The sequence below is a fragment of the Flavobacterium sp. FlaQc-52 genome, assembly GCF_044007495.1.
In the GTDB taxonomy this organism is placed as follows: Bacteria; Bacteroidota; Bacteroidia; order Flavobacteriales; family Flavobacteriaceae; genus Flavobacterium; species Flavobacterium cupriresistens.
In genome coordinates this window covers 110,835-134,229 of record NZ_JBIPCV010000007.1, presented here as the reverse complement: position 1 = coordinate 134,229, position 23,395 = coordinate 110,835, and the positions used below count along the sequence as shown (strand labels likewise).

At 33.2% G+C, this 23,395-nt stretch carries 4 protein-coding genes; all 4 read left to right on the top strand.

Features of this window, described 5'->3' with window-relative positions; genetic code table 11:
- The first annotated feature begins 7 nt into the window (after positions 1-7).
- The 4 genes from ACHRV5_RS13680 to ACHRV5_RS13665 all read left to right on the top strand — a co-directional run bounded on the left by ACHRV5_RS13680 (position 8) and on the right by ACHRV5_RS13665 (position 23,373).
- A complete protein-coding gene (locus ACHRV5_RS13680) occupies positions 8-4,411 on the top strand; it encodes a beta-ketoacyl synthase N-terminal-like domain-containing protein (RefSeq protein WP_395427123.1) in 4,404 nt (1,467 codons plus the stop codon).
- Positions 4,412-4,420: 9 nt separating this feature from the next.
- Positions 4,421-7,813, top strand: a complete 3,393-nt coding sequence (locus ACHRV5_RS13675) for an amino acid adenylation domain-containing protein (RefSeq protein WP_395427122.1) — start codon at positions 4,421-4,423, stop codon at positions 7,811-7,813.
- A gap of 98 nt (positions 7,814-7,911) precedes the next feature.
- Positions 7,912-12,282, top strand: a complete 4,371-nt coding sequence (locus ACHRV5_RS13670; RefSeq protein WP_395427121.1) for a beta-ketoacyl synthase N-terminal-like domain-containing protein — start codon at positions 7,912-7,914, stop codon at positions 12,280-12,282.
- Positions 12,283-12,285: 3 nt separating this feature from the next.
- Positions 12,286-23,373: an amino acid adenylation domain-containing protein gene (locus ACHRV5_RS13665; protein WP_395427120.1), complete on the top strand. Its 11,088-nt coding sequence runs from the start codon at positions 12,286-12,288 to the stop codon at positions 23,371-23,373.
- The last annotated feature ends 22 nt before the right edge of the window (positions 23,374-23,395 follow it).

The following is a 23,395-nucleotide window of genomic DNA, read 5'->3' as shown; positions in this document are numbered from 1 at the left end:
GTACGAAATGAAAAAAGATATAGCTATAATTGGATTGTCGGGAAGGTTTCCAAAATCAGATAATATAGAGGAGTTTTGGAAAAATCTGGTGGAGGAAAAAGAATTGATCCATTTTTTTACAGACGATGAGCTGAAAGAAAAAGGTATTGAAAAAAAAGTGTTGAACCGCAAAAATTACATAAAAGCGGCCTCATTTGTAGCCAATACAAATTTCTTTGACTATCCCTTTTTTAAATATACACTGGACGAAGCGAGAATAATGAATCCTCAAACAAGGATGATGCATCATTTGGTTTGGGAAGCTATAGAAGATGCTGCATGTGATATAGAGCGATATACTAAAAAAATCGGAGTCTTTTTAGGTGCTAACAAGGATTTAAATTGGAGTTTATATACGTCTTTGACAAATGATGTTAATGTTGATGAATTGACGAAGAGTAAGATGTCTAACCCCAATTTTATGGCCTCTCTGATAGCTCATAAATTAAATTTTAAAGGACCTTGTTATTTTATTGATACCGCTTGCTCAACATCCTTAAGTACGGTGCATCTGGCTTGTCGCAGTTTGCTTTTAAGTGAATGCGGAACTGCTGTAGTGGGGGGTATAAGGTTACTTTCAGAAAATGATTACGGTTATAAATATCAGGAAGGATCGATCATGTCAATCGACGGGCATAATCGAAGTTTTGATAGTCAATCATCCGGGACAATTGGTTCTGATGGTGCCGGTGTAGTCGTTTTAAAAAGACTGGAAGAAGCAATTAAGGATAACGATAATATTTATGCCGTTATAAAAGGTTCCGCCATGAATAATGACGGAAATGCCAAAGCCGGATATACAATGCCCAGCGTTACGGGACAAATAGAATGTATAAAGTTGGCTCATAAAATAGCAGGAGTTGAACCGGAAGATATTTCTTATATAGAAGCTCATGGGACAGGTACTAAAATTGGAGATCCTATCGAAATAGAATCCCTAAATATTGCATTTAATAATAGCACCAGCCATAAGTGTGCTATTGGTACGGTAAAATCAAATATGGGGCATGCCGACGAGGCAGCAGGAATTGCAGGATTAATAAAAACAGCTTTGTCACTAAATCACAAAACTATTCCGGCAAGTCTACATTATGAAAGCCCTAATCCAACGATCAATTTTAATGAAGGTCCATTCTATGTCAATCATTCTTCTAAAAAATGGGAAAATGTAGATGGAAAGGCTCGTACGGCCGGCGTTAGTTCGTTGGGAATTGGCGGAACAAATATTCATGTAATTCTTCAAGAAGCGCCCCTAAACGAGAATACAAAAGTAAAATCTAAATATAAATTAGTTCGATATTCTGCTCAAACAGAAAATGCTCTGGAGCGTTATGAAGAGAAGCTTTTAAAATTTATTGAGCATAAAAAAGAGGTAAGTATAGAAGACTTATCTTATACCTTACAAATAGGAAGAAAACAATTTGATTTTAGAAAATATCTGATTGTAAAAGAAGGCGATGATTTGATACAAGCTCTCAAGGATAAGAATACGTTCGCAACCGCTCTTTCTCCTAAAAATAATATAATCTTTATGTTTTCCGGTCAAGGAAGCCAATATGTGAATATGGGTAAAGAGCTTTATCAAACCTACCCTTTATTCAAAGAAACGTTAGACCAAGGGTTACTGTATTTAAAGGAATTTAACGATTTTGATTATAAAAATATCTTATTTAATGCTGACGCAGTAGCAGATACGAGAATAAACGAAACGTTGTTTACCCAACCGATTCTCTTTTTGTTTGAATACACACTTGCTCAATTGCTGATTTCTATTGGTGTTAAACCCAATTATATGATTGGTCATAGTCTGGGAGAATATGTCGCAGCTACAATTGGTGGGGTTTTTACTTTTAAAGACGCTTTGAAAATTGTCGCTAAAAGAGCTGAGTTAATGTCAAAAGTCCCAAAAGGAGAGATGTTAAGCATTGGAATATCAATTAACCAGATCAAAAAAGAAATAATTGAAGGTGTTTCTGTTGCTGCAATAAATGCTCATGATTCTTTTGTTGTTTCCGGTACAGAAACAAGTATCGCTTTAGTTAAAAAACAATTAGAGGAGGAAGAAATTCCATTTGTACTATTAAAAACGTCACATGCTTTTCATTCAACAATGATGAATGAAATACAGGAAGATTTTGAAAAAGAATTAGAAAGCATAACACTCCAAAAGTCTGAAATACCATTTATTTCTAACATAACCGGAAAATTTATAACTGATGAAGAAAGCACTTCAATAAAATATTGGTCTAATCATATATTAGAAAAAGTAGAATTTGAAAAAGGAATAAAAGAGCTTATAGCACTCAATAATTCTTTATTTATAGAAGTAGGGCCTGGCAGAACATTGGCAACATTTTATAAAAAGAGCCAGAATATAAATTTGGAAAACGATGTAATAACTACCGTAAAACATCACAAAGAAACAGTAGATGACGACAAGTATTTTACTGATTTTTTAGGGCAGTTATGGAGCAATGGAATAGACATTAATTGGGAGGTTTATTATGAGGGAGGAAAACCGAACAGGCTCTCAATTCCTACCTATGATTTTGATCGTTATGATGTTCCGTCTAAAGTAACTATAGACGAAAATTTTCTAAAGAGAGATGCTTTGGAACCGGGAAAAAAAGAAATTTCAGAATCCGTCTATATGCTTTCATGGAAATATATCCCAAGAAGTAAAAACAAAGGAACTCTATTTTCTAAAGCCGAAAAATATCTTTTTTTTAATGACGGATCATCATTTAACAATGAATTGATCAAAAAATTAAAGACAGATGGAAAACACATAATTGAAATTGTCAAAGGAGAACGATTTGAAGCGGAAAATCCTAATAAGATAATTGTAAATCCTGAGGTGTTAGGAGATTATGAGGAGCTTAACTCGCATTTAAGAACAGTAAATTTCAAGTTCGATTTTATTATTTATGCTTGGGAACTGTCTCATAAGAATGCTACAGAAGTACATAGAAAGTATCAGGACTATAACCTTACGTTTAATACTATTCAAACAATAATTAAAGCTTTTAAGTTAGACGAAATAACGGAACCTAAAAAAATAGCTGTAATTAATGATAAAAATAATACAGTTACCGGAGCAGAAAACAGCACTAACATCAATCAGCACACGGAGACTATGTTAAACGTTTTAACTCAGGAGTTTGTCAATATATATGCCACTTCTATTGATATTGATGTAAATGATGAACTCGAAAAATCAGTCTTCGAAGTATCCGGCGAGTTGGAAATGGAAACCAAATATTATAAGGTAGCCTTTAGAAATGGGCGCAGATGGATACCGAATTACGAATCTTTAGAGATAGGGCAAAAGGATAAATACAGAGCCCCAATCATAAAAGAAAAGGGGAATTATTTGATCATCGGAATGTTAGACGATATTGAATATGCTTTGGCCTCTCATCTCTTAAAAGAGTACCAAGCTAATGTAATAATCTTGTCTAATGCATTTCCCCAGCAATGGAATAAAAAGCAGAAACAATTATATGAAAAACTAAAAGAGTATTCAGGGACCATCACTTCCCTGCATGTTGATATAGCGGATTATGAAAGTTTTTTATTGGCATTTGAAAGTATCGAAAGTGAACATGGAACTATTGATGGGATTGTTCATATGGCAAGGAATATTGATATCACAGAAATTGCATTAGTAAATACGATTACAGATAATAGTATAGAAAAGCATTTTTCACCAAGAGTAAACGGATTTTTAAATATTGAAAGAATTACCAGAGACAGAAAAGTAGATTTTGTAAAAGTGATATCAAGCTTGTCTTCTTTTTTAGGTGGAATTTCTTATGGCGCATATGCTTCTGCCTCTGCATTAATGGATAGTATAGTACTGCAAAAAGCAAAAGCCAATTGGTCTATTATAAATCTGGATAGAGTACAAGAAGAAGAACCCTGGATCAATCAAAAAGAAGTAGTAACAACTTTTCATAACTCATTTATTTATGAGGATATAAAACAAATTATAGTCTCCAAAAGAGATATTCATAATCCAGTAAGTGCCATTAAAAAGGAAGTTAAGTCGATACTAAATGCTGAAATAAACAGGAAAACACTTAAAACCAGTTATGCGGAACCCAAAACGGAAAAGGAATCTCAAATGGTTAAAATCTTTGAGGATTTATTTGGTTTAAAAGGAGTTGGAACACAAGATGACTTTTTTTCATTAGGAGGGGATTCATTAAAGGCGATGGTGCTGATTAATATATTGAAGAAAGAAACAGGTATCGCAATTACCATTGCGGAGATCTTTTCAAATAAAACGGTATACGACCTTTCCTCGTTAATAGAAGAAAAGAAATGGTTACAAGAAGATAAAATACAGGTTAATCAATTGATAATTTGAGGCTAAGCAATGAAAAATTTATTAAAAGAATTAAGAGAAAATGAAATTTATATTTCATTAGACGGAGAGGATTTAAAACTAAAATTTAACCATCAGGAAATACCGCAAGAGCTTATTTCCAGAATCAAAAAAGATAAAGAAGCTTTAGTTCAATACTTAAAAGAGCAAAAAACAACTAGTGATGTAGCATTGGCAATTGCTCCGGTATCGGTATCAATTGACGGGTATCCGTTATCTTCATCACAACAGCGTCTTTGGGTATTAGATCAATTCGAAGAAGGCTTGTCTTCTTATAATATAACGCAGCAGGTAGAATTAAAAGGAGACTATGACATAAAGCTTTTTCAAGAAGCCGTATTTGCAGTTATAGAACGCCATGAAATTTTAAGAACCGTTTTTAGAAAGAACAGTAAAGGGCAAATATCGCAATGGGTTTTGAATAGCGATGAGGTAGATTTTTTTATTGGGTATGAAGACTTTTCAGGTGAAGAACAGCCAATGAATGCTGTGTCTTCTTATATTCAAGAAGATAAATTGAAACTATTTAATCTGGAAAAAGGGCCTTTATTAAGAGCCGCAATACTTAAGACTGCAGTAGATCAATACGTTTTTCATTACAATATGCATCATATTATTGGTGATGGTTGGTCTATGGGCGTATTAGCAAACGATGTAATGTCATTTTATAAAGCATTTACGACCAAAGAAAAAGTACAATTATCGCCACTGTCAATTCAGTACAAAGACTATGCAGCCAGTCAACTGGAAGGATTGAATAAACCGGAAAAGGAAGGGCATAAAAAATATTGGTCAGAGGTGTTGTCGGGAGAGTTACCGATAATAGATTTACCAAGTAGCAAAACAAGACCGCCATTAAAAACTCAAAAAGGAAATACTTTAGAGGTCTATTTATCAAGTGAGTTAACTAATTCTCTAAAGCTTTTTACGAAAGATCAGGAAGGCAGTTTATTTATAAGCCTGTTAGCACTTTGGAATGCTTTGGTTTACAGATATACGGGACATGAGGACCTTCTTATTGGTACTCCGGTGGCTGGTAGAAACCACATAGATCTGGAAAATCAAATTGGATTTTATGTTAACACCTTGGTATTGAGAAACAAAATCAATCCGGAGGATGATTTTTTAACCCATTACAAGAAAACCAAAGAGCAAGTATTAAGTGCTTTCTCTCATCAGGAATACCCATTCGATCAGATTTTAAATGATTTGAATACTAAAAGAGATATCAGTAGAAGTGCCATTTTTGATATGATGATGGCGCTTCAGAATACCGGCGATAAAATTAAAGGGGGACATACTATTGAGGCAAATGTTATTGTAGATAAAGGAGAAGAGTTATCTAAAATGGATTTGGAAATAAACTTTGCCGAAATTGGCGATAAGTTACTTTTTAAACTAAACTACAATACCGATGTTTATAGTAAAGCCACTATGTCCGGAATAATGATGCATTTTATTCAATTGGCTGAAAATAGTATCCTGACACCAAATGTTTCAATAAAGGCATTGAATTATTTGAGCAAATCTGAAAAGAATCTGTTAGTTACTCTTTTTGACAAAACAGATACCCCTTTCCCTAATGAAAAAACAATAATTGATTTATTTGATGAACAAGCTTTAAAACATCCGCAGAGAATTGCTTTAACGTATGAGAATTTCTCTTACACCTATAAAGAATTAGACGAGATATCAAATCAGTTTGCGCAGTATTTAGTTGACAATAATACTATTCAGCAAGAAGATTTAGTAGGTCTGTTACTGGAGCGTAGCCAATGGGTGGTAATAGCAATACTGGCGATATTAAAAACCGGTGCTGCCTATCTGCCTTTAGGAATCGATTATCCAACGGAGCGATTGGATTATATCAAAAAAGACAGCGGTATAAAATTATGTATCGATACTGCCGTAGTTACTGAATTCGAAAACAAGAAAGACCACTATACCAAGACTGGTTTTAGTAGAAAAATAAATCCAAATAACTTAGCCTATGTTATTTACACCTCAGGAACAACAGGTAATCCTAAAGGTACTTTAATAGAACACCGCAATGTAGTTCGATTATTTTACAACAAAGACTTTCAGTTCGATTTCAACGAAAACGACGTTTGGTGTCTTTTTCATTCTTATTATTTTGATTTTTCGGTTTGGGAAATTTTTGGAGCCTTATTGTTCGGTGGTAAGCTGGCAGCTGTGACAAAAGAGGAAACAAAAGATTTTAATGCTTTTTCTAACTTCATAGCTGAGCAAGGTGTAACTGTATTGAATCAAACGCCAACAGCTTTTAAACATCTTCAAAAAATAGTTTTAGGCTCAGATAAATCTTTTAGTACCCGATATCTTATTTTCGGAGGGGAAGCTTTGATAACATCCTCTTTAAAAACATGGAAAAACCATTTCCCTGATTGTAAAATAATCAATATGTACGGTATCACAGAAACAACCGTCCATGTCACTTATAAGGAAATAACTAAAAAAGAAATTGCTTCAATCGAAAGTAATATCGGGCAACCGATACCAACTTTGGGCTGTTTGGTATTAGATAAATTTCAACAAATAGTCCCTTTTGGAGTAGTTGGAGAATTACATGTTTATGGCGAAGGATTGGCAAGAGCCTATCTTAATAATAAAGCGCTTACCGATACAAAGTTTGTGACGCAGGAAATAGAATCAATTGGTAACATTAGATTATATAAAACTGGAGATTTAGTTAAATGGGTAGAAACTGGAGATTTAATTTATTTAGGTAGAAAAGATAACCAGGTTAAAATTAGAGGGCACCGAATAGAATTAGAAGAAATAGAGCATTATTTAATTGATAAAGAGGATATCGAAGAGGTTTCTGTCGTTGTGAATAAAAATAATGAATCTGAAAATGAATTGATTGCCTATTTCGTTTCGAGTAAAGTACAAAATGCCTCGGACCTTAGAAAATACCTTGCCAGCAGAATACCAGATTATGCGATCCCTTCCTATTTTGTTCAATTAGATGGTTTTCCTCTAACCACAAATGGAAAAATAAGCCATAAAGATCTTCCGGATCCTAAGGAATATAAGGTTGTTACAAATGAAAATTATGTAGCGGCCAGAAATGAAACAGAACAAAAATTAGTTCAGATTTTAGCGAAGGAACTAGAAAGAAGTCATCAGGAAATAGGAATTCACGATAACTTCTTCGACCTCGGAGCAAATTCTATCAAACTTATAAAGATTTTGAATGAGATTAATACACAGTTTAATACCACTATTAAACCTGTTTTATTATTTCAATATTCTAATATAAGTGACTTAATGGAGAATGTATTCCATCAATCAGAGGATGAAACGGAGAATGAGAAAGCTTCTTTTTCTGATGAAATAGATGAAATTATAGATTTTCTATAGGAGCAATTTTGCGAGTCAGAGCAAACCAATAATAGTAAACGTGCATCGTAGATTTTATCTGTTGATAAATTAATTTTTATAAAGACCTTCTTCTAATAATGGAAAGTAAATTAAATAGTGTAAGAAAAAAAGATATTGCAATTATTGGAATGTCCGGTAAGTTTCATAAATCAGAAAACATTGAAGCTTTTTGGAATAATCTTGTAAAGGGTCAGGAACTGATTCATTTTTATGACGATGAAGAATTAGAAAAATTGGGTATAGGCAAAGAGTTGCTAAAAAAACCTAATTATATCAAATCAAGCGCCTTTATTGACAATTCTGAAAGCTTTGATTATTCTTTTTTTGGATACACAAAAGAAGAAGCAGAACTTATGGATCCTCAAATAAGAATCATGCACGAACATGTTTGGTTGGCATTAGAAGACGCAAGCTATAATCTGGATCAATATAAAGAAAAAATAGGGTTGTATTTATCTGCATCAGATAACTTAAACTGGAGAGCTGAAACGCTATTAAATCCAAATAATGCTGTAGGTTCTTTTATGACAGCGAGACTCGCAGATAAGAATTTTATCAGTACTTTAATTTCATATAGCCTAAATTTTAAAGGGCCTAGTTTTTATATAAATACAGCATGTTCAAGTGCCTTAACAGCATTGCATATTGCCTGTAGAAGTCTATTATTGAAAGAATGTTCAACTGCTTTGGCTGGCGCGGTGAGCATTAATACGACGACGGAGTATGGGTACTTGTATGAAGATGATTTAATATTTTCAAATGACGGTCACTGTAGAACATTCGACAAAGATTCCTCCGGTACTACTTTTGGAGAGGGTGTGGGTGTTGTCGTTTTAAAAAGACTGGAAGATGCTTTAAATGATAAGGACCATATTTATGCCGTTATCAGAGCAACTGCAGTAAATAATGATGGTAAAAGAAAGGTAGGATATACAGCGCCAAGTGTTAATGGTCAAGCCGATTGTATCAAATTAGCCCATAGTTTTGCCGGAATAACCCCTGAAGATGTCAGTTACATAGAAGCACATGGAACAGCAACTAAATTAGGAGATCCTGTTGAAATTGAAGCTTTAAACAAAGCATTTAATTATAATAAAAACCATTCTTGCGCCATTGGTTCTGTTAAATCAAATCTGGGTCATCTTGATGCGGTTGCAGGAATTGTCGGGGTTATAAAAACGGCTTTGTCACTTAAAAATAAGATGCTGCCTCCTTCTATAAATTATAAAGAAGCAAACCCTGAAATTAACTTTGAATCCGGGCCTTTTTATGTAAATGATAAACTGCAAAAGTGGGTGTCTAATCAGGATCAATTATTAAATGCCGGCGTAAGTAGTTTCGGTATTGGAGGTACAAATGCCCATGTTGTTCTGGAAGAAGCTCCGGAGTTTAAAGAGAATTTCGATTCAAACTTGTACCAGCTGATTACTTTTTCTGCTAAAACAAAAACAGCTCTTAAAAACTATGAAAAAACGCTCAGAAATTTTTTAGAAAAGAACGAAGAGGTTAAGATTCCTGCTTTGGCCTATACGCTAAACACGGGGCGTAAAGATTTCAGATACAGAAATTATATTGTTTGTAAAAATAAAGAAGAAGCGATAAATCAGCTGATTCAGCTTGATACAGTTCCGGAGAAGGAGATTAGCAATAACAGGAAGAAAAAGATTGTTTTCATGTTTTCCGGTCAAGGCAGCCAGTATTTTCTGATGGCTAAAGAAGTGTATTTAAATAATCCTTTCTTTCAATCAATAATTGACGAAGGATTTAAAATAATAACCAAATTAACCGGAATAGACTATAGTATAATCTTAGGATATACCAACAGTGAAACCGTTAACAAAGAACTAATTAATAATACTTTTTATACACAGCCATTATTATTTTTAGTAGAATACGCTTTTGCAAAACTCTATATAAGATTAGGTGTTACACCTGACAGTATGATAGGGCATAGTTTAGGAGAATATGTAGCGGCTTGTATCAGCGAGGTTTTTTCATTTGAAGATGCTCTGTATGTAGTGACAAAAAGAGCCGAGTTAATGGCAAAAATTGAAGAAGGTGATATGATTGGTATTGGGGTAAATCTAGCTGAGATTAAACCTTTACTTCCAAAAAATGTGTCTATTGCTGCCATAAATACGGCAAATTCATTTGTGGCATCCGGAACAAAAAAGGCTATTTCAGAGTTTACGGAAATACTGGGTGAAAATAACATAAGTTATGTGCCTTTAAAAACCTCTCATGCTTTTCATTCCGAGATGATGGATAGTATTCTGGAAGAGTACGAAGAAATTATTAAAAAAGTCACGCTTTCGTCCCCTAAATTTCCATTTGTATCTAATCTGACAGGTGAAGAAATAACCAAAGAGGACGCGACTTCAGCAAAATATTGGGTGGCTCATTTAAGAGGGACAGTGAACTTCTTTGACGGTATAAATTATTTATTACAAAAAGGAGATGGCCTTTATATAGAAATTGGTCCTGGTCATACTTTGACTTCTTTTCTGAAACAAAATCAGTATTATAATTCGGATCAAACAGCTGTTCATTCGATTAGGCATATAAAAAATGATGTCAATGATTATCAGTTTTTTAACGAGTCTCTAGGCCGTATTTGGGAACACGGAATTGAGGTTGACTGGGAAGCTTATTATGATTATCAAAAACATTATAAAATACCGGCTCCTACTTATGTATTTGACAAAACAACATTACCGGTTAAAGTAAGTCCGATTACCCAATTGATGAATAATGGAGGCGCTTTTAAAAATGCGGAAAGAAGCATTTTCAATTCCTATTATGTAAACAATTGGAAAAAATCGTTAATCGAGAGCTCAGAAAAAAAATCCGAAGAAAAAGGAGTTTATCTGATCTTTTCAAATAGTGGAAAAACCATAAAAGCTATAGAAAATCAAATGCTATCGCTGGGTAATGAGCTTGTTATGGTTACTAAAGGATCTTCGTTTGTAAAGTCAGATTCAGGTATTTATAGCATTGACCCTAATAACAGTACTAATTTTCAGGAGCTGTTTGCTGATTTAAAAGCAAAGAAAATTAAAGTTTTAAATGTCATATATAACTGGTTGATTGATGCTCCAAAGGAAGAGGATGTAAACTACAATCCTATAAAGTTCTTGTACGAATCAGTAAATCAATTTTCAATAAAAGTAACTTTCTTATCTAAGTTCAATACTAGAGTTTTAGGAAATGAAGTAAGTAGTATTTCAATGGACTTCGCAATAAAAATGGCGGATTTATTTGACAGAAAAGAAAGACTGTTTACGAATTATATACTTGACGCAGACCAGGATCAGGATGATCCGGTACTGATCGAAAATATTGTTAATGATCTAATATTTAACGAAAAAGATAGCACTGTAGCCTATAGAAACAACAATCGTTGGGTACCCTTTTTTGAAAATATAAAATTAAACAGTACTAAAAAAAGCACGGAATTTGAAGGAGAGAAAAATTATTTGGTAATTCATTCTACAGCCGGTATTGTGAAACCGATTGTGGATCATCTCTCCTCTTTATCGAATAATAGTAACGTTTTATTACTTTGCGGTAATACGACCGCTAATGAGGACTCAATAGCTGAAAATGTAATAAAATATCAGACCAATTTAGAATGTCCAAAACAATTTAAAGAAACTATTGAATTCATTCTTAAAGAGCATGGGAGTATTTCCGGAATAATTTGCAATCCTGAACTATGGAACGAGCAAGTAGAGCTGGAGCCATTAGATGTAGCTGATTTGGCCACTGAAGTTAAGATTAAAACTAGTTTTATTGACAATCTTTACGAGGCTATTAAAAACATAAATATAGATTTTGTTTGGTTTCCTCTAAGACTTTCTTCCATAATAGAAGGCTCAAAATACAGACCGGGTGTTTTATCTGAAATTTATACCACCTTATTCAAAGAACATAAGAGCGATGAACTGAGCCATTGGATCACGGTTTATTTGGATGATTTAACTGGTAGAAAATTAACCGATGAAGAAATTATTACGGTGTTCAAAAACTCATTTTTGACTAAAAATATTTCGAGTTTAATGGTGTCTCACCGTGATCTGAATCATATTATAGCAGAATCTAAAAAAACCGAAGATCCAGTATTAACTACTAAAAACACTATTGAACGTCCAATCGTAGTGACTGCCTATACCGCCCCTGAGACCAAATTGGAAGCGGAATTGTGCGAGATGATACAAGATTTTTTTAATTATGAAAAAGTCGGAATCACAGATGATTTCTTTGAGTTAGGAGGAGATTCCCTAAAGGCCATGATTTTTATAAAACGAATTGAAAAACAATACAGTATTCTATTAGACTTACAGGATTTTTATCAGAAAGCAACGGTAAAAATGATTGCAATGGAAATCGATTTGGCGACCAAGATTTTGAATGTTCAAACAGCAAAAACTAATATGATTAAGATATAAATTATGGAAATAATTGAATTAATAAAAGAAATTACCGATCATCAAATAAGCTTAACCTTAGATGGTGATGATTTGCAAATCAGTTTTGACGGGGATCAATTGGACCCCAATATCATTTCAAAATTAAAAGAACACAAAGCAGAGTTAGTAGCCTACTTTAAAAAATATGCTTCAGCTAAAAAATTTGAAGAAATCAAAAAAATTGAAGCTCAGGAAAGTTATGCCTTATCGCATTCTCAAAAGAGGCTTTGGGTTTCATCTCAATTTGAAGGCGTTTCTGAAGCTTATAATATGCCTGCATCGATTGAATTAAAAGGGGACTATGATATTGAAAAATTCAAAAAAGCAATAGTCTCCGTAATTGAAAAGCATGAAATATTACGTACCGTATTTAGAAAAAACGATAATGATGAAATTCGTCAATGGGTTTTGCCTGTTACGGAACTCAATTTTGTTATCAATTACAAGGATTTTAGTGATAAAGTGGATCAATTAGAAGTCATAACAGATTATATACAAGAAGATTCATATAAGAAGTTTGATTTAGAAAATGGGCCACTATTGAGAGTTTCAATTTTCAAAACTTCCGGTAATGAATATACCTTTTATTATAATATGCATCACATTATAAGTGATGGATGGTCTATGGGCGTATTAGCTAAAGATGTTTTAAATCATTATAAGTTATACGCATCTGGGAGAGAGAATGAAATTGAAAAGATGGAAATTCAATACAAAGATTATGCAGAATGGCAGCTACAACAATTAGCAAAACCTGATGCTACCCATAAAGACTATTGGGGAAGTGTTTTCTTTGAAGAGTTACCAAGAATTAATTTGCCTTCAGGTAAAAAAAGACCATTATTAAAAACACATAATGGTGCGTCAATAGAAACATATTTATCAAAACCTTTAACAGAAAAATTAAAGCAATTTTCTAACGATAATAAAGGCAGCCTTTTCATAACCTTATTAGGGATATTAGATGTATTAATTTATAGCTACACGAATATAAATGATATCGTAATTGGGGCTCCTGTTGCTGGTAGAAACCATGCGGCTTTAGAAAACCAAATAGGTTTTTACGTAAATACTTTGGCACTCCGAAATAAAATTGACGCTCAGCATTCGTTTAAAGAATTTTATGAAGAAGTTAAAAAGAACACGTTGCAAGCGTTTTTACATCAAGAATATCCTTTTGATTTATTAATTGAGGATTTAAATTTAACAAAAGATGTTAGTCGTAGTCCTCTTTTTGATATCATGTTAATTCTTCAAAACACCGGTGATGATACAGGAGAGATCTTTGAAGAAAAAAACAGTATCGATATAGAAAGTAAAAACCTGTGCAAAGCTTTATTTGATATAGAATTTCACTTTTCAGAAACAGATGGGCACCTGTTTTTAAAAGCAGTTTATAATACAGATTTGTATGAAGAGGACATGATTAAGACACTAATAGGTCATTTCAAACGAATTTCAGAAATAGTAGTATGCTCCAATGATCCAATAGAAAAGCTTGATTTTTTAAGTGCCGAAGAAAAAAATGAGCAATTAGTCCTATTTAATAACGTAAAAAATAAATCTACTTTAAGTAAGTCAATAGTGGATGTAATAGAAGAAATAGCCAAAGAATTTCCTGATGAAATGGCTATATCTGATAAAGATACTAAACTTAATTATAGTGAATTCAATAAAATTTCGAATCAATTTTCAAGCTATTTGATTGAGCAATTTAATGTTCAGCCTAATGATTTTATCGGAATAAAATTAGCTCAGGGGCATTGGGCTATAATTGCTATTTTTTCAGCACTAAAGGCAAATGGAGCTTATGTTCCAATAGATGTTAATTATCCCGCAGAAAGGATTGATTTTATTGAAAATGATGCGCAATGTAAAGTAATAATAGATGATAAAGTAATAGAAGAATTTATTACAAGAAAAACATCTTATTCTGATGAAAATAGGATATTAAATATCAAACCTTCAGATTTGGCTTATGTTATATATACTTCCGGTTCTACAGGAAAACCAAAGGGGGTTTTAATTTCACATAAAAATTTAATGCATTCTAATAATGCAAGAATACAAGCTTATGAAAAAGTAAATGCTTTTTTACTCTTATCTTCTATTGCATTTGATAGTTCTATAGCTGGGATCTTTGGAACACTTAGCGTTGGAGGTAAATTATGTATACCTCCTGCAGATATGTTAGAGGATATTGAATACCTAACAGATTTCATCCGGAAAGAAAAGGTAAGTCACTTTTTAACTGTGCCTTCCTATCTTAAAATATTATTGCAACCTCTTTCGCAAATGAGCAATGATTTAAAAGAAATCATTGTAGCAGGAGAATTATGTCATACCTCATTGGTTGACGAATTTCATGCGGTTAAAACATTAAGCGATTGTACTTTATTTAATGAATATGGACCTACTGAATGCACCGTCTGGAGCTCTGTATACAAATATAATAGGAATGAGCCTGTCATTTCTACCATAGGGAAACCTATTGGTAACACCAAAGTTTACCTGTTAAATAAGGAGCAAAGACTTATCCCTAAAGGAGCTATAGGTGAATTATATATTTCGGGAGAAGGTGTAGCACAAGGATATTTAAACAGGCCAGAATTGACCTCAGAAAAATTTATAGAGAGTCCATTTGAAAAAGGAGTAAAATTATATAGAACAGGAGATGTAGCGATATGGTTGTATGACGGCAATATTGAATTTCTTGGAAGAGCAGATAATCAGGTAAAAATTAGAGGATATAGAATTGAGCTTGGAGAAATAGAATCTTATATAAGACAGATTGAAGGTATCCGGGAAGTAGTTGTGTTAGTAAAAAAAGGAGTTGCAAATCAAGAAGAGCTATTCGCTTATATTGTTGCAGATAGAGCATTCAATGTAGCGGAAATAAGGAATTTCCTGATCGATAGAGTACCTAATTACATGATTCCTGCACATTATCAGCAATTTGAGAAATTTCCACTTACACCTAATGGTAAAATTGATACTAAAAAGTTGCAACAACTTCATGAAAATCAATTATCTGTAAAAGTTGATTATATAGCTCCCAGAAACACAAAAGAGGAAGTTTTAGTGACGATATGTCAAGAAGTGTTAAAACATAAACAAATTAGTGTCAAGAATAGTTTTTATGAATTAGGAGGTGATTCTATAAAATCTATTCAAATAGTTTCCAGATTAAAACAAGCTGGATACACTCTAAAAGTCGAGCAAATATTAAGGAATCCTGTTATTGAGAATTTAGCATTGCTTTTAACTTCAAGTGTAACCATAATTAATCAAAAAGAGGTTGTAGGAGAATCCCCTTTAACTCCTATACAACATTATCTTTTCGAAAACCCTAATGTTAATGCGCCACAGCATTACAATCAGTCAGTACTGTTAAAAAGTGAGTCAAGAATAAAAAGCATCGTATTACAAGATTGTATCCATAAGTTATTGGAGCATCATGATGCTTTGCGAATCGTCTTTAAAGAAGAGAATGGAAAAAGGATACAATACAATAATCCCTTTGATGTAAGAGATTATATAGTAATTGATCATGATCTGACGACTTATGAAAACCCATTAGACGAAATGACTGCTCTGTCTGAAAAGCTGCAAAAATCATTTAATCTTACTAATGGTCCGTTACTTAAAGTGGCACATTTCAAAATGAATGACGGGGACAGACTGGCAATAATAGTACACCATTTAGTAATAGACGCTGTTTCGTGGAGAATTCTAATTGAAGATTTATTAACACTGTACAATCAGGCAGAAAAAAATGAAAAGTTAGTATTGCCATTAAAAACAAATTCATTTCAACAATGGGCAATATCGCAACAAAAACATGCCTACAGTAAAAAAATGATTAATGAAGCATCATACTGGTCTACATTAAGTCAAGAAAAAGCAGCTCGAATAAAAACAGATTATAAAATCAATGAGAGCGCTGCAGCCCTGGAGAATCAATTCACTTTTAGCTTAGACACACAAACAACAGAGTTGCTACAAACCAAATTTCATAAGGTTTATACAACAGAAATCAATGATGTATTGTTAACGGGTTTAGCATTGGCCATAAAAGAAGTGTTTGAACAGGATCGTACCATAATTAAGATGGAAGGCCATGGAAGAGAAGATATAATTGAAGATATAGATGTTAGCAGAACCATTGGTTGGTTTACAACAGAATACCCTTTAATATTAGACATTACAAATACAGAGGAAGATATAGATAGCCTAATAAAAGTAAAAGAAAATATTAGAAAAATACCTGCTAAAGGAATAGGTTTTGGGATTTTAAAATACTTGAATGAGGACTATGGAGCGCTGGAAATAAATTCATCCATATCGTTTAATTATTTGGGAGATTTTGACAACTCTTTCTCAGAAAATTTTCAATCTGATTTTAGTTATTCCTCCGAATCTATTGGGGATAACATTGCAAAAGAAAATTCAGATATTTCTCTTTTAAGTATTACAGGATCTACAGAGTCAGGAAAACTTTCTATGACTATAATGTACTCTGATTTAATGTATTCTCACGATACAATTAAAAAATTATCAGAGGCTTATCAAGAAAAATTATTAATGTTAATTGAGAAGGTATCAAAGAAAAACGAAACCTATAAAACACCTTCGGACTTGCTGTTCAAAGAATTAACGGTAAATGAATTAAGTCAGATTAAGTCAACGCAAACTATAGAAAATGTATATGAGCTTTCGCCATTGCAACAAGGTATCTATTATCACTGGCTAACCAGCAAGTCGAATTCGTTATATTTTGAGCAAATATCCTACAGATTGCAAATAAAAAATATAGAGATTAGTGAAGTTCATGAAGCCTATAAAAAATTAGTTGAACGACATTCGGTACTGAGAACGGGTTTTATAAATAATATAATTGACATACCGCTACAAGTAGTTCGAAAAGAAGTAGCGGCAAATTTTTATTTTGAAAAGCTGCCTGCTTCTATAAAAGAAAGGAATATTGATGACTATGTTAAGCAATTTAAGTTGAAAGACAGAGAGGAAGGCTTTATACTTTCCGATAGTTCATTAATGCGATTAAAAGTACTTGATTTAGGAAATAATTATTATGAGTTTGTATGGAGTCATCATCACATATTAATGGATGGATGGTGTATGAGTATATTGATTAATGATTTTAATCAGTTATTAATGGGTATTAGTGGAAATAGTACTGTTAATCTGGCAGAACCAAAGCCATATTCAGAATATATACATTGGTTGAGGTCTGTAGACACGGATGAATCGATGGGATACTGGAAAAACTATCTGGAAGATTATAACACTGTGGCAATTCTACCTTTTGTTAAAGATTTAGCACAAAGTACTTATACAGAAGGGACACAATCCTTAAAGATCGAAGGGGAGTTATTTACAAAAATGCAAACTTTATGTAATTCAGCCGCTATTACACAGAGTACTTTTTTACAATCTGTCTGGGGATATTTATTATCAAAATACAATAATACAAATGATGTGGTTTTCGGAGCTGTAGTATCTGGCAGACCTGCAGACTTAAGTGAAATTGAGGATATGATAGGATTGTTTATTAATACAATCCCAATCCGAATAAAACACCAAGAAAAGGATACTCCACTTACGCTTCTAAAAAGAATGCAACAAATGGCAATTGATAGTAATGCACATCATTATCAAAATTTAGCAAAAGTGCAATCTCAAAGCGAACTAGGTACCGAATTGATTAATCACATTATGATTTTCGAGAACTTCCCAATTCAAGAGGCTGTAAAAGAAAGTGCCAGCTTGATTAATAGGAGTGACGAATCAGATCAGAACTTATTTGTTGAAGCTATCGAGGTCTTTGAACAAACAAATTATGATTTTAATCTTATGGTGTTGCCATCGACGACCTCCATGCGGATTGATTTTAAGTTCAATAGTGAGAAATATGACGCAGCATCAATAGAAAAATTATCACGTCATTTATTTAACGTTATTGAACAATTTGCAACACTGGAGAATAAATATTTAACCGAAATTGATTGCCTATTAGATGATGATCGCGATTTAATATTGAATGTATTCAATGCTACAGCAGTTAAGTATGAAGAGGATAAAACAGTATTAGATTTATTTAAAGAATGTGTTTCAGAATTTCCGGATCGCACAGCAGTGAGCTATCAAGATACAATTATTAGTTATCAGCAACTGGATGTTCTTACTGATCAGTTATCTCATTACTTATGCGAGAATTTTGAAGTTCAGCCAAATGATTTAGTGGGTATAAAACTAGAGCGCAGTCAAAAAATGTTGATAGCTATCTTGGGGGTTCTAAAATCCGGAGCAGGATATGTTCCAATAGATACACATTATCCTGAGACTCGATTAGAATATATAAAAAGCGATAGCAGTTATAAGATCTGCATAGATGATGCCGTATTAGAGATATTTGAAAAAGAAAAAAGCAACTCTAAAATTCCAGCAGTACAGAGAACAGTTTCGGGCACAAATATAGCCTATGCGATATACACATCCGGTTCAACAGGTAATCCTAAAGGAGTTTTAAATGATCACTCAGGATTATATAACAGGTTGTTATGGATGCGGGATGATCTTAAAATTAGCTCAAAGGATGTTATTTTACAAAAAACGCCCTATACTTTCGATGTTTCCGTTTGGGAGCTTTTAATGCCTTCTATAACCGGATGTGAATTAGTCTTTGCCCAACCTGAGGGACATAAAGACCCTGCATATCTTCAGGAAATAATAGCAGAAAAACAAGTTACAGTTATGCACTTTGTGCCTTCGATGTTAGGCATTTTTCTGGAAGAACTAGATCCTTCAAAATGCAAAAGCTTGCGTCATGTGGTTTGTAGCGGAGAGGCTTTACCAGGAGTAATGGTTGAAGAGTTTAAGCAAAAATTACCTTGGGTTCGAATTCATAATTTATATGGACCTACAGAAGCTGCCATCGATGTCACTTCAATTGATTTAACAGAAGTAGATACAAAAAGAGCAGGAGTTACTATTGGAAAACCGGTAGCTAACACAAAAATCTATATCGTAAATAAGCAAATGTCATTGCAACCTGTAGGAATCCCCGGAGAACTTCTTATTGAAGGGATTCAGGTAGCCAGAGGCTATCTGAATAATCCGGAATTAAATTCCGATAGATTTATACCTAGTCCATTTAATAGCCAGAAGCGCGCCTATCGCACAGGAGATTTAGCAAAATGGCTTCCAAATGGAGAGATTTCTTATCTGGGAAGGATTGACAATCAAGTTAAAATTCGAGGAAACAGGATAGAATTAGGCGAAATAGAAACCAGGATTCAAGAATTCGATTACGTAGAGCATGTTGCCGTATTGGTAAAAGGTGATTCGACTCTTCGTAAATATCTGGTAGCTTATGTTATTTCAAAATCAGGATATACCCAAGAACTGTTATTTGACCATCTAAAAGATAGTTTACCGGATTATATGATCCCAAGCCGGATTATAGAGTTGGATAGTTTTCCATTAACCAACAGTGGAAAATTAAATAGAAAAGCCTTATCAGATCTAGAAGAAGAGACAGCTGTTTCAAGTTATGAAGCTCCTAGAAATGAGATGGAATCTGAACTGGTATCGATATGGGAAGAAGTTTTAAATCAGAATAAAATTGGTATTCTGGATAATTTTTTCTGGATAGGAGGAGATTCGATTCTTTCCATCCGATTGATTAGTAAAATTAATAAGAAGTTCGATGTAAGTTTAACGATTGCTCAATTGTATGAATTTAATACCGTTGAGGCATTACGTACTCAGATTGAAAAAGATGTTTATTCCTCTAAACATAAGCAATTCACTAAAAAAGAGATTGAGGATAAAATTGACCTTATAAAGGAAAAGGTGCTGACTGAAATTTCTTGCCCGGAAACAATTGAAGATGTTTACCCGATGAGCGATATACAGAAAGGAATGGTAATTCTTTCTAGTTTAAATTCCGGAACAGGAATATACCACGACCAATTTGTTTTCCAAATTCCGTCTGTCAACACAGAACGATTTAAAGAAGCATTTTCAATATTAATTTGGAAACATGCTTCATTGAGATCAAGGTTTGATCTGACAACTTATGAATATGAAGTACAAATAGTAGAAAAGGAAATAGAATTCGCTATAGATTATCAAGATATTAAGGAGCTTGGGACTAAAGAAAAAGAGGATTATATCAAAAGATATATGACATCGGAGAGACAAAATACGTTTAGCATGGAATCAGGCTTACTTTGGCGTATTAGTTTATTTCAAATTAGTGAAACAGCAACTATATTTTTATTCCAGTTTCATCATGCCATTTTAGATGGATGGAGTATGGCTACTCTAAACACTGAATTGTTCCAAATTTATAGAGATCTGACCAATAGTACTACCCCTAAATTCGAAAAGTTAAAATCTACAAATAGAGATGCTATAATTGAAGAATTATATGAAAAAAACAATCAGGAGAATATCAGCTTCTGGCAAGAAGAATTAGCAGATTATAAGCGCCTGGATATATTTAAAAGTGAAAATGCCAATGAACATTTTGAAAAAGTCTATGATTTTGATTTTAAATACAAATTAGAGGAAAAATGTAAAAAAGACGGTGTTTCTATAAAAACAGCAATTTATGCAGCTTTTATTCATGTTCTTAAAATTATGAATTATGAAGAAGACTTTGTAATAGGAATGGTCACCAATAATCGACCTGTAATTGAGGATGGAGAGAAAATATTAGGTTGTTTTTTGAATACTATACCAGTTAGAAACAGGTTGGAGAATTCTCATAGTTTAACATGGTCTGATTATTTTAGAAATACAGAAAATCAATTAACGGCTATTAAGAAAAATGAGCGGTTAACATTATATGAGATTTCAAAGGTAACAAATGAGGAAACTCTGGGAGGTTCACCATTTTTTGATGTGTTGGTTAATTATGTTGATTTTCATGTTTACAATGAATTAGAGTTGGAAACAGATGAATCATTTGTTAAATCTCGGGAGTTTGATTTCAATGTAAAGTCTTTTGAAGCAACTAATACTGTTTTTGATTTGAATATCAACCTTTCCGGACACGAATTAAAATTAGGCTATGCACTAAAAAGAGGTTTGAAATTAGATATTACACTAGAGAAAATTCATAGTTTAATTGATGAAATTTTATCAATTTATCTCAATTTACCAAATCAAAAATTGAGTGAAACAAATTTATCGATTGATGATCGCGATTTAATATTGAATGTATTTAATGCTACTGCAGTTAATTATGAAGAGGATAAAACAGTATTAGATTTATTTAAAGAATGTGTTTCAGAATTTCCGGATCGCACAGCAGTGAGCTATCAAGATACAATTATTAGTTATCAGCAACTGGATGTTCTTACAGATCAGTTGTCCTATTACTTATGCGAAAATTTTGAAGTTCAGTCAAATGATTTAGTGGGTATAAAACTAGAGCGCAGTCAAAAAATGTTGATAGCTATCTTGGGGGTTCTAAAATCCGGAGCAGGATATGTCCCAATAGATACGCATTATCCTGAGACTAGATTAGAATATATAAAAAGCGATAGCAGTTATAAGATCTGCATAGATGATGCCGTATTAGAAATATTTGAAAGAGAAAAAAGCAACTCTAAAATTCCAGCAGTACAGAGAACAGTTTCGGGCACAAACATAGCCTATGCGATATACACATCCGGTTCAACAGGTAATCCAAAAGGAGTTTTAAATGATCACTCAGGATTATATAACAGGTTGTTATGGATGCGGGATGATCTTAAAATTAGCGCAAAGGACGTTATTTTACAAAAAACGCCCTATACTTTCGATGTTTCCGTTTGGGAGCTTTTAATGCCTTCTATAACCGGATGTGAATTAGTTTTTGCTCAACCTGAGGGACATAAAGACCCTGCATATCTTCAGGAAATAATAGCAGAAAAACAAGTTACAGTTATGCACTTTGTGCCTTCGATGTTAGGCATTTTTCTGGAAGAACTAGATCCTTCAAAATGCAAAAGCTTGCGTCATGTAGTTTGTAGCGGAGAGGCTTTACCGGGAGTAATGGTTGAAGAGTTTAAGCAAAAATTACCTTGGGTTCGAATTCATAATTTATATGGACCAACAGAAGCTGCTATCGATGTCACTTCAATTGATTTAACAGAAGTAGATACAAAAAGAGAAGGAGTTAGTATAGGAAAACCGGTAGCTAACACAAAAATCTATATCGTAAATAAGCAAATGTCATTGCAACCTGTAGGAATCCCCGGAGAACTTCTTATTGAAGGGATTCAGGTAGCCAGAGGCTATCTGAATAATCTGGAGTTAAATTCCGATAGATTTATACCTAGTCCATTTAATAGCCAGAAGCGCGCCTATCGCACAGGAGATTTAGCAAAATGGCTTCCTAATGGAGAGATTTCTTATCTGGGAAGGATTGACAATCAAGTTAAAATTCGAGGAAATAGGATAGAATTAGGCGAAATAGAAACCAGGATTCAAGAATTCGATTACGTAGAGCATGTTGCCGTATTGGTAAAAGGTGATTCGACTCTTCGTAAATATCTGGTAGCTTATGTTATTTCAAAATCAGGATATACCCAAGAACTGTTATTTGACCACCTAAAAGATAGTTTACCGGATTATATGATCCCAAGCAGGATTATAGAGTTGGATAGTTTTCCATTAACCAACAGTGGAAAATTGAATAGAAAAGCCTTATCAGATCTAAAAGAAGAGACAGCTGTTTCAAGTTATGAAGCCCCTCGAAATGAGATGGAATCTGAACTGGTATTGATATGGGAAGAAGTTTTAAAGCAGAATAAAATTGGTATTCGGGATAATTTTTTCTGGATAGGAGGAGATTCAATTCTGTCCATCCGATTGATTAGTAAAATTAATAAGAAGTTCGATGTGAGTTTAACGATTGCTCAATTGTATGAATTTAATACGATTTCAGATTTAACGGATCAAATAAAAAACAATGTTAACTCCTCTGAAGAGCATGAAATTGTTAGAGAAGATATTCTAATGTCATTTGATAAATTGAGAGAAGAGATTATGTGATCGTATAAAAAATGAATTGTAG

Coding starts and splice junctions, on each gene's coding strand:
- ACHRV5_RS13680 (WP_395427123.1), top strand. CDS start 8: ATGAAAAAAGATATAGCTATAATTGGATTGTCGGGAAGGTTTCCAAAA.
- ACHRV5_RS13670 (WP_395427121.1), top strand. CDS start 7,912: ATGGAAAGTAAATTAAATAGTGTAAGAAAAAAAGATATTGCAATTATT.
- ACHRV5_RS13675 (WP_395427122.1), top strand. CDS start 4,421: ATGAAAAATTTATTAAAAGAATTAAGAGAAAATGAAATTTATATTTCA.
- ACHRV5_RS13665 (WP_395427120.1), top strand. CDS start 12,286: ATGGAAATAATTGAATTAATAAAAGAAATTACCGATCATCAAATAAGC.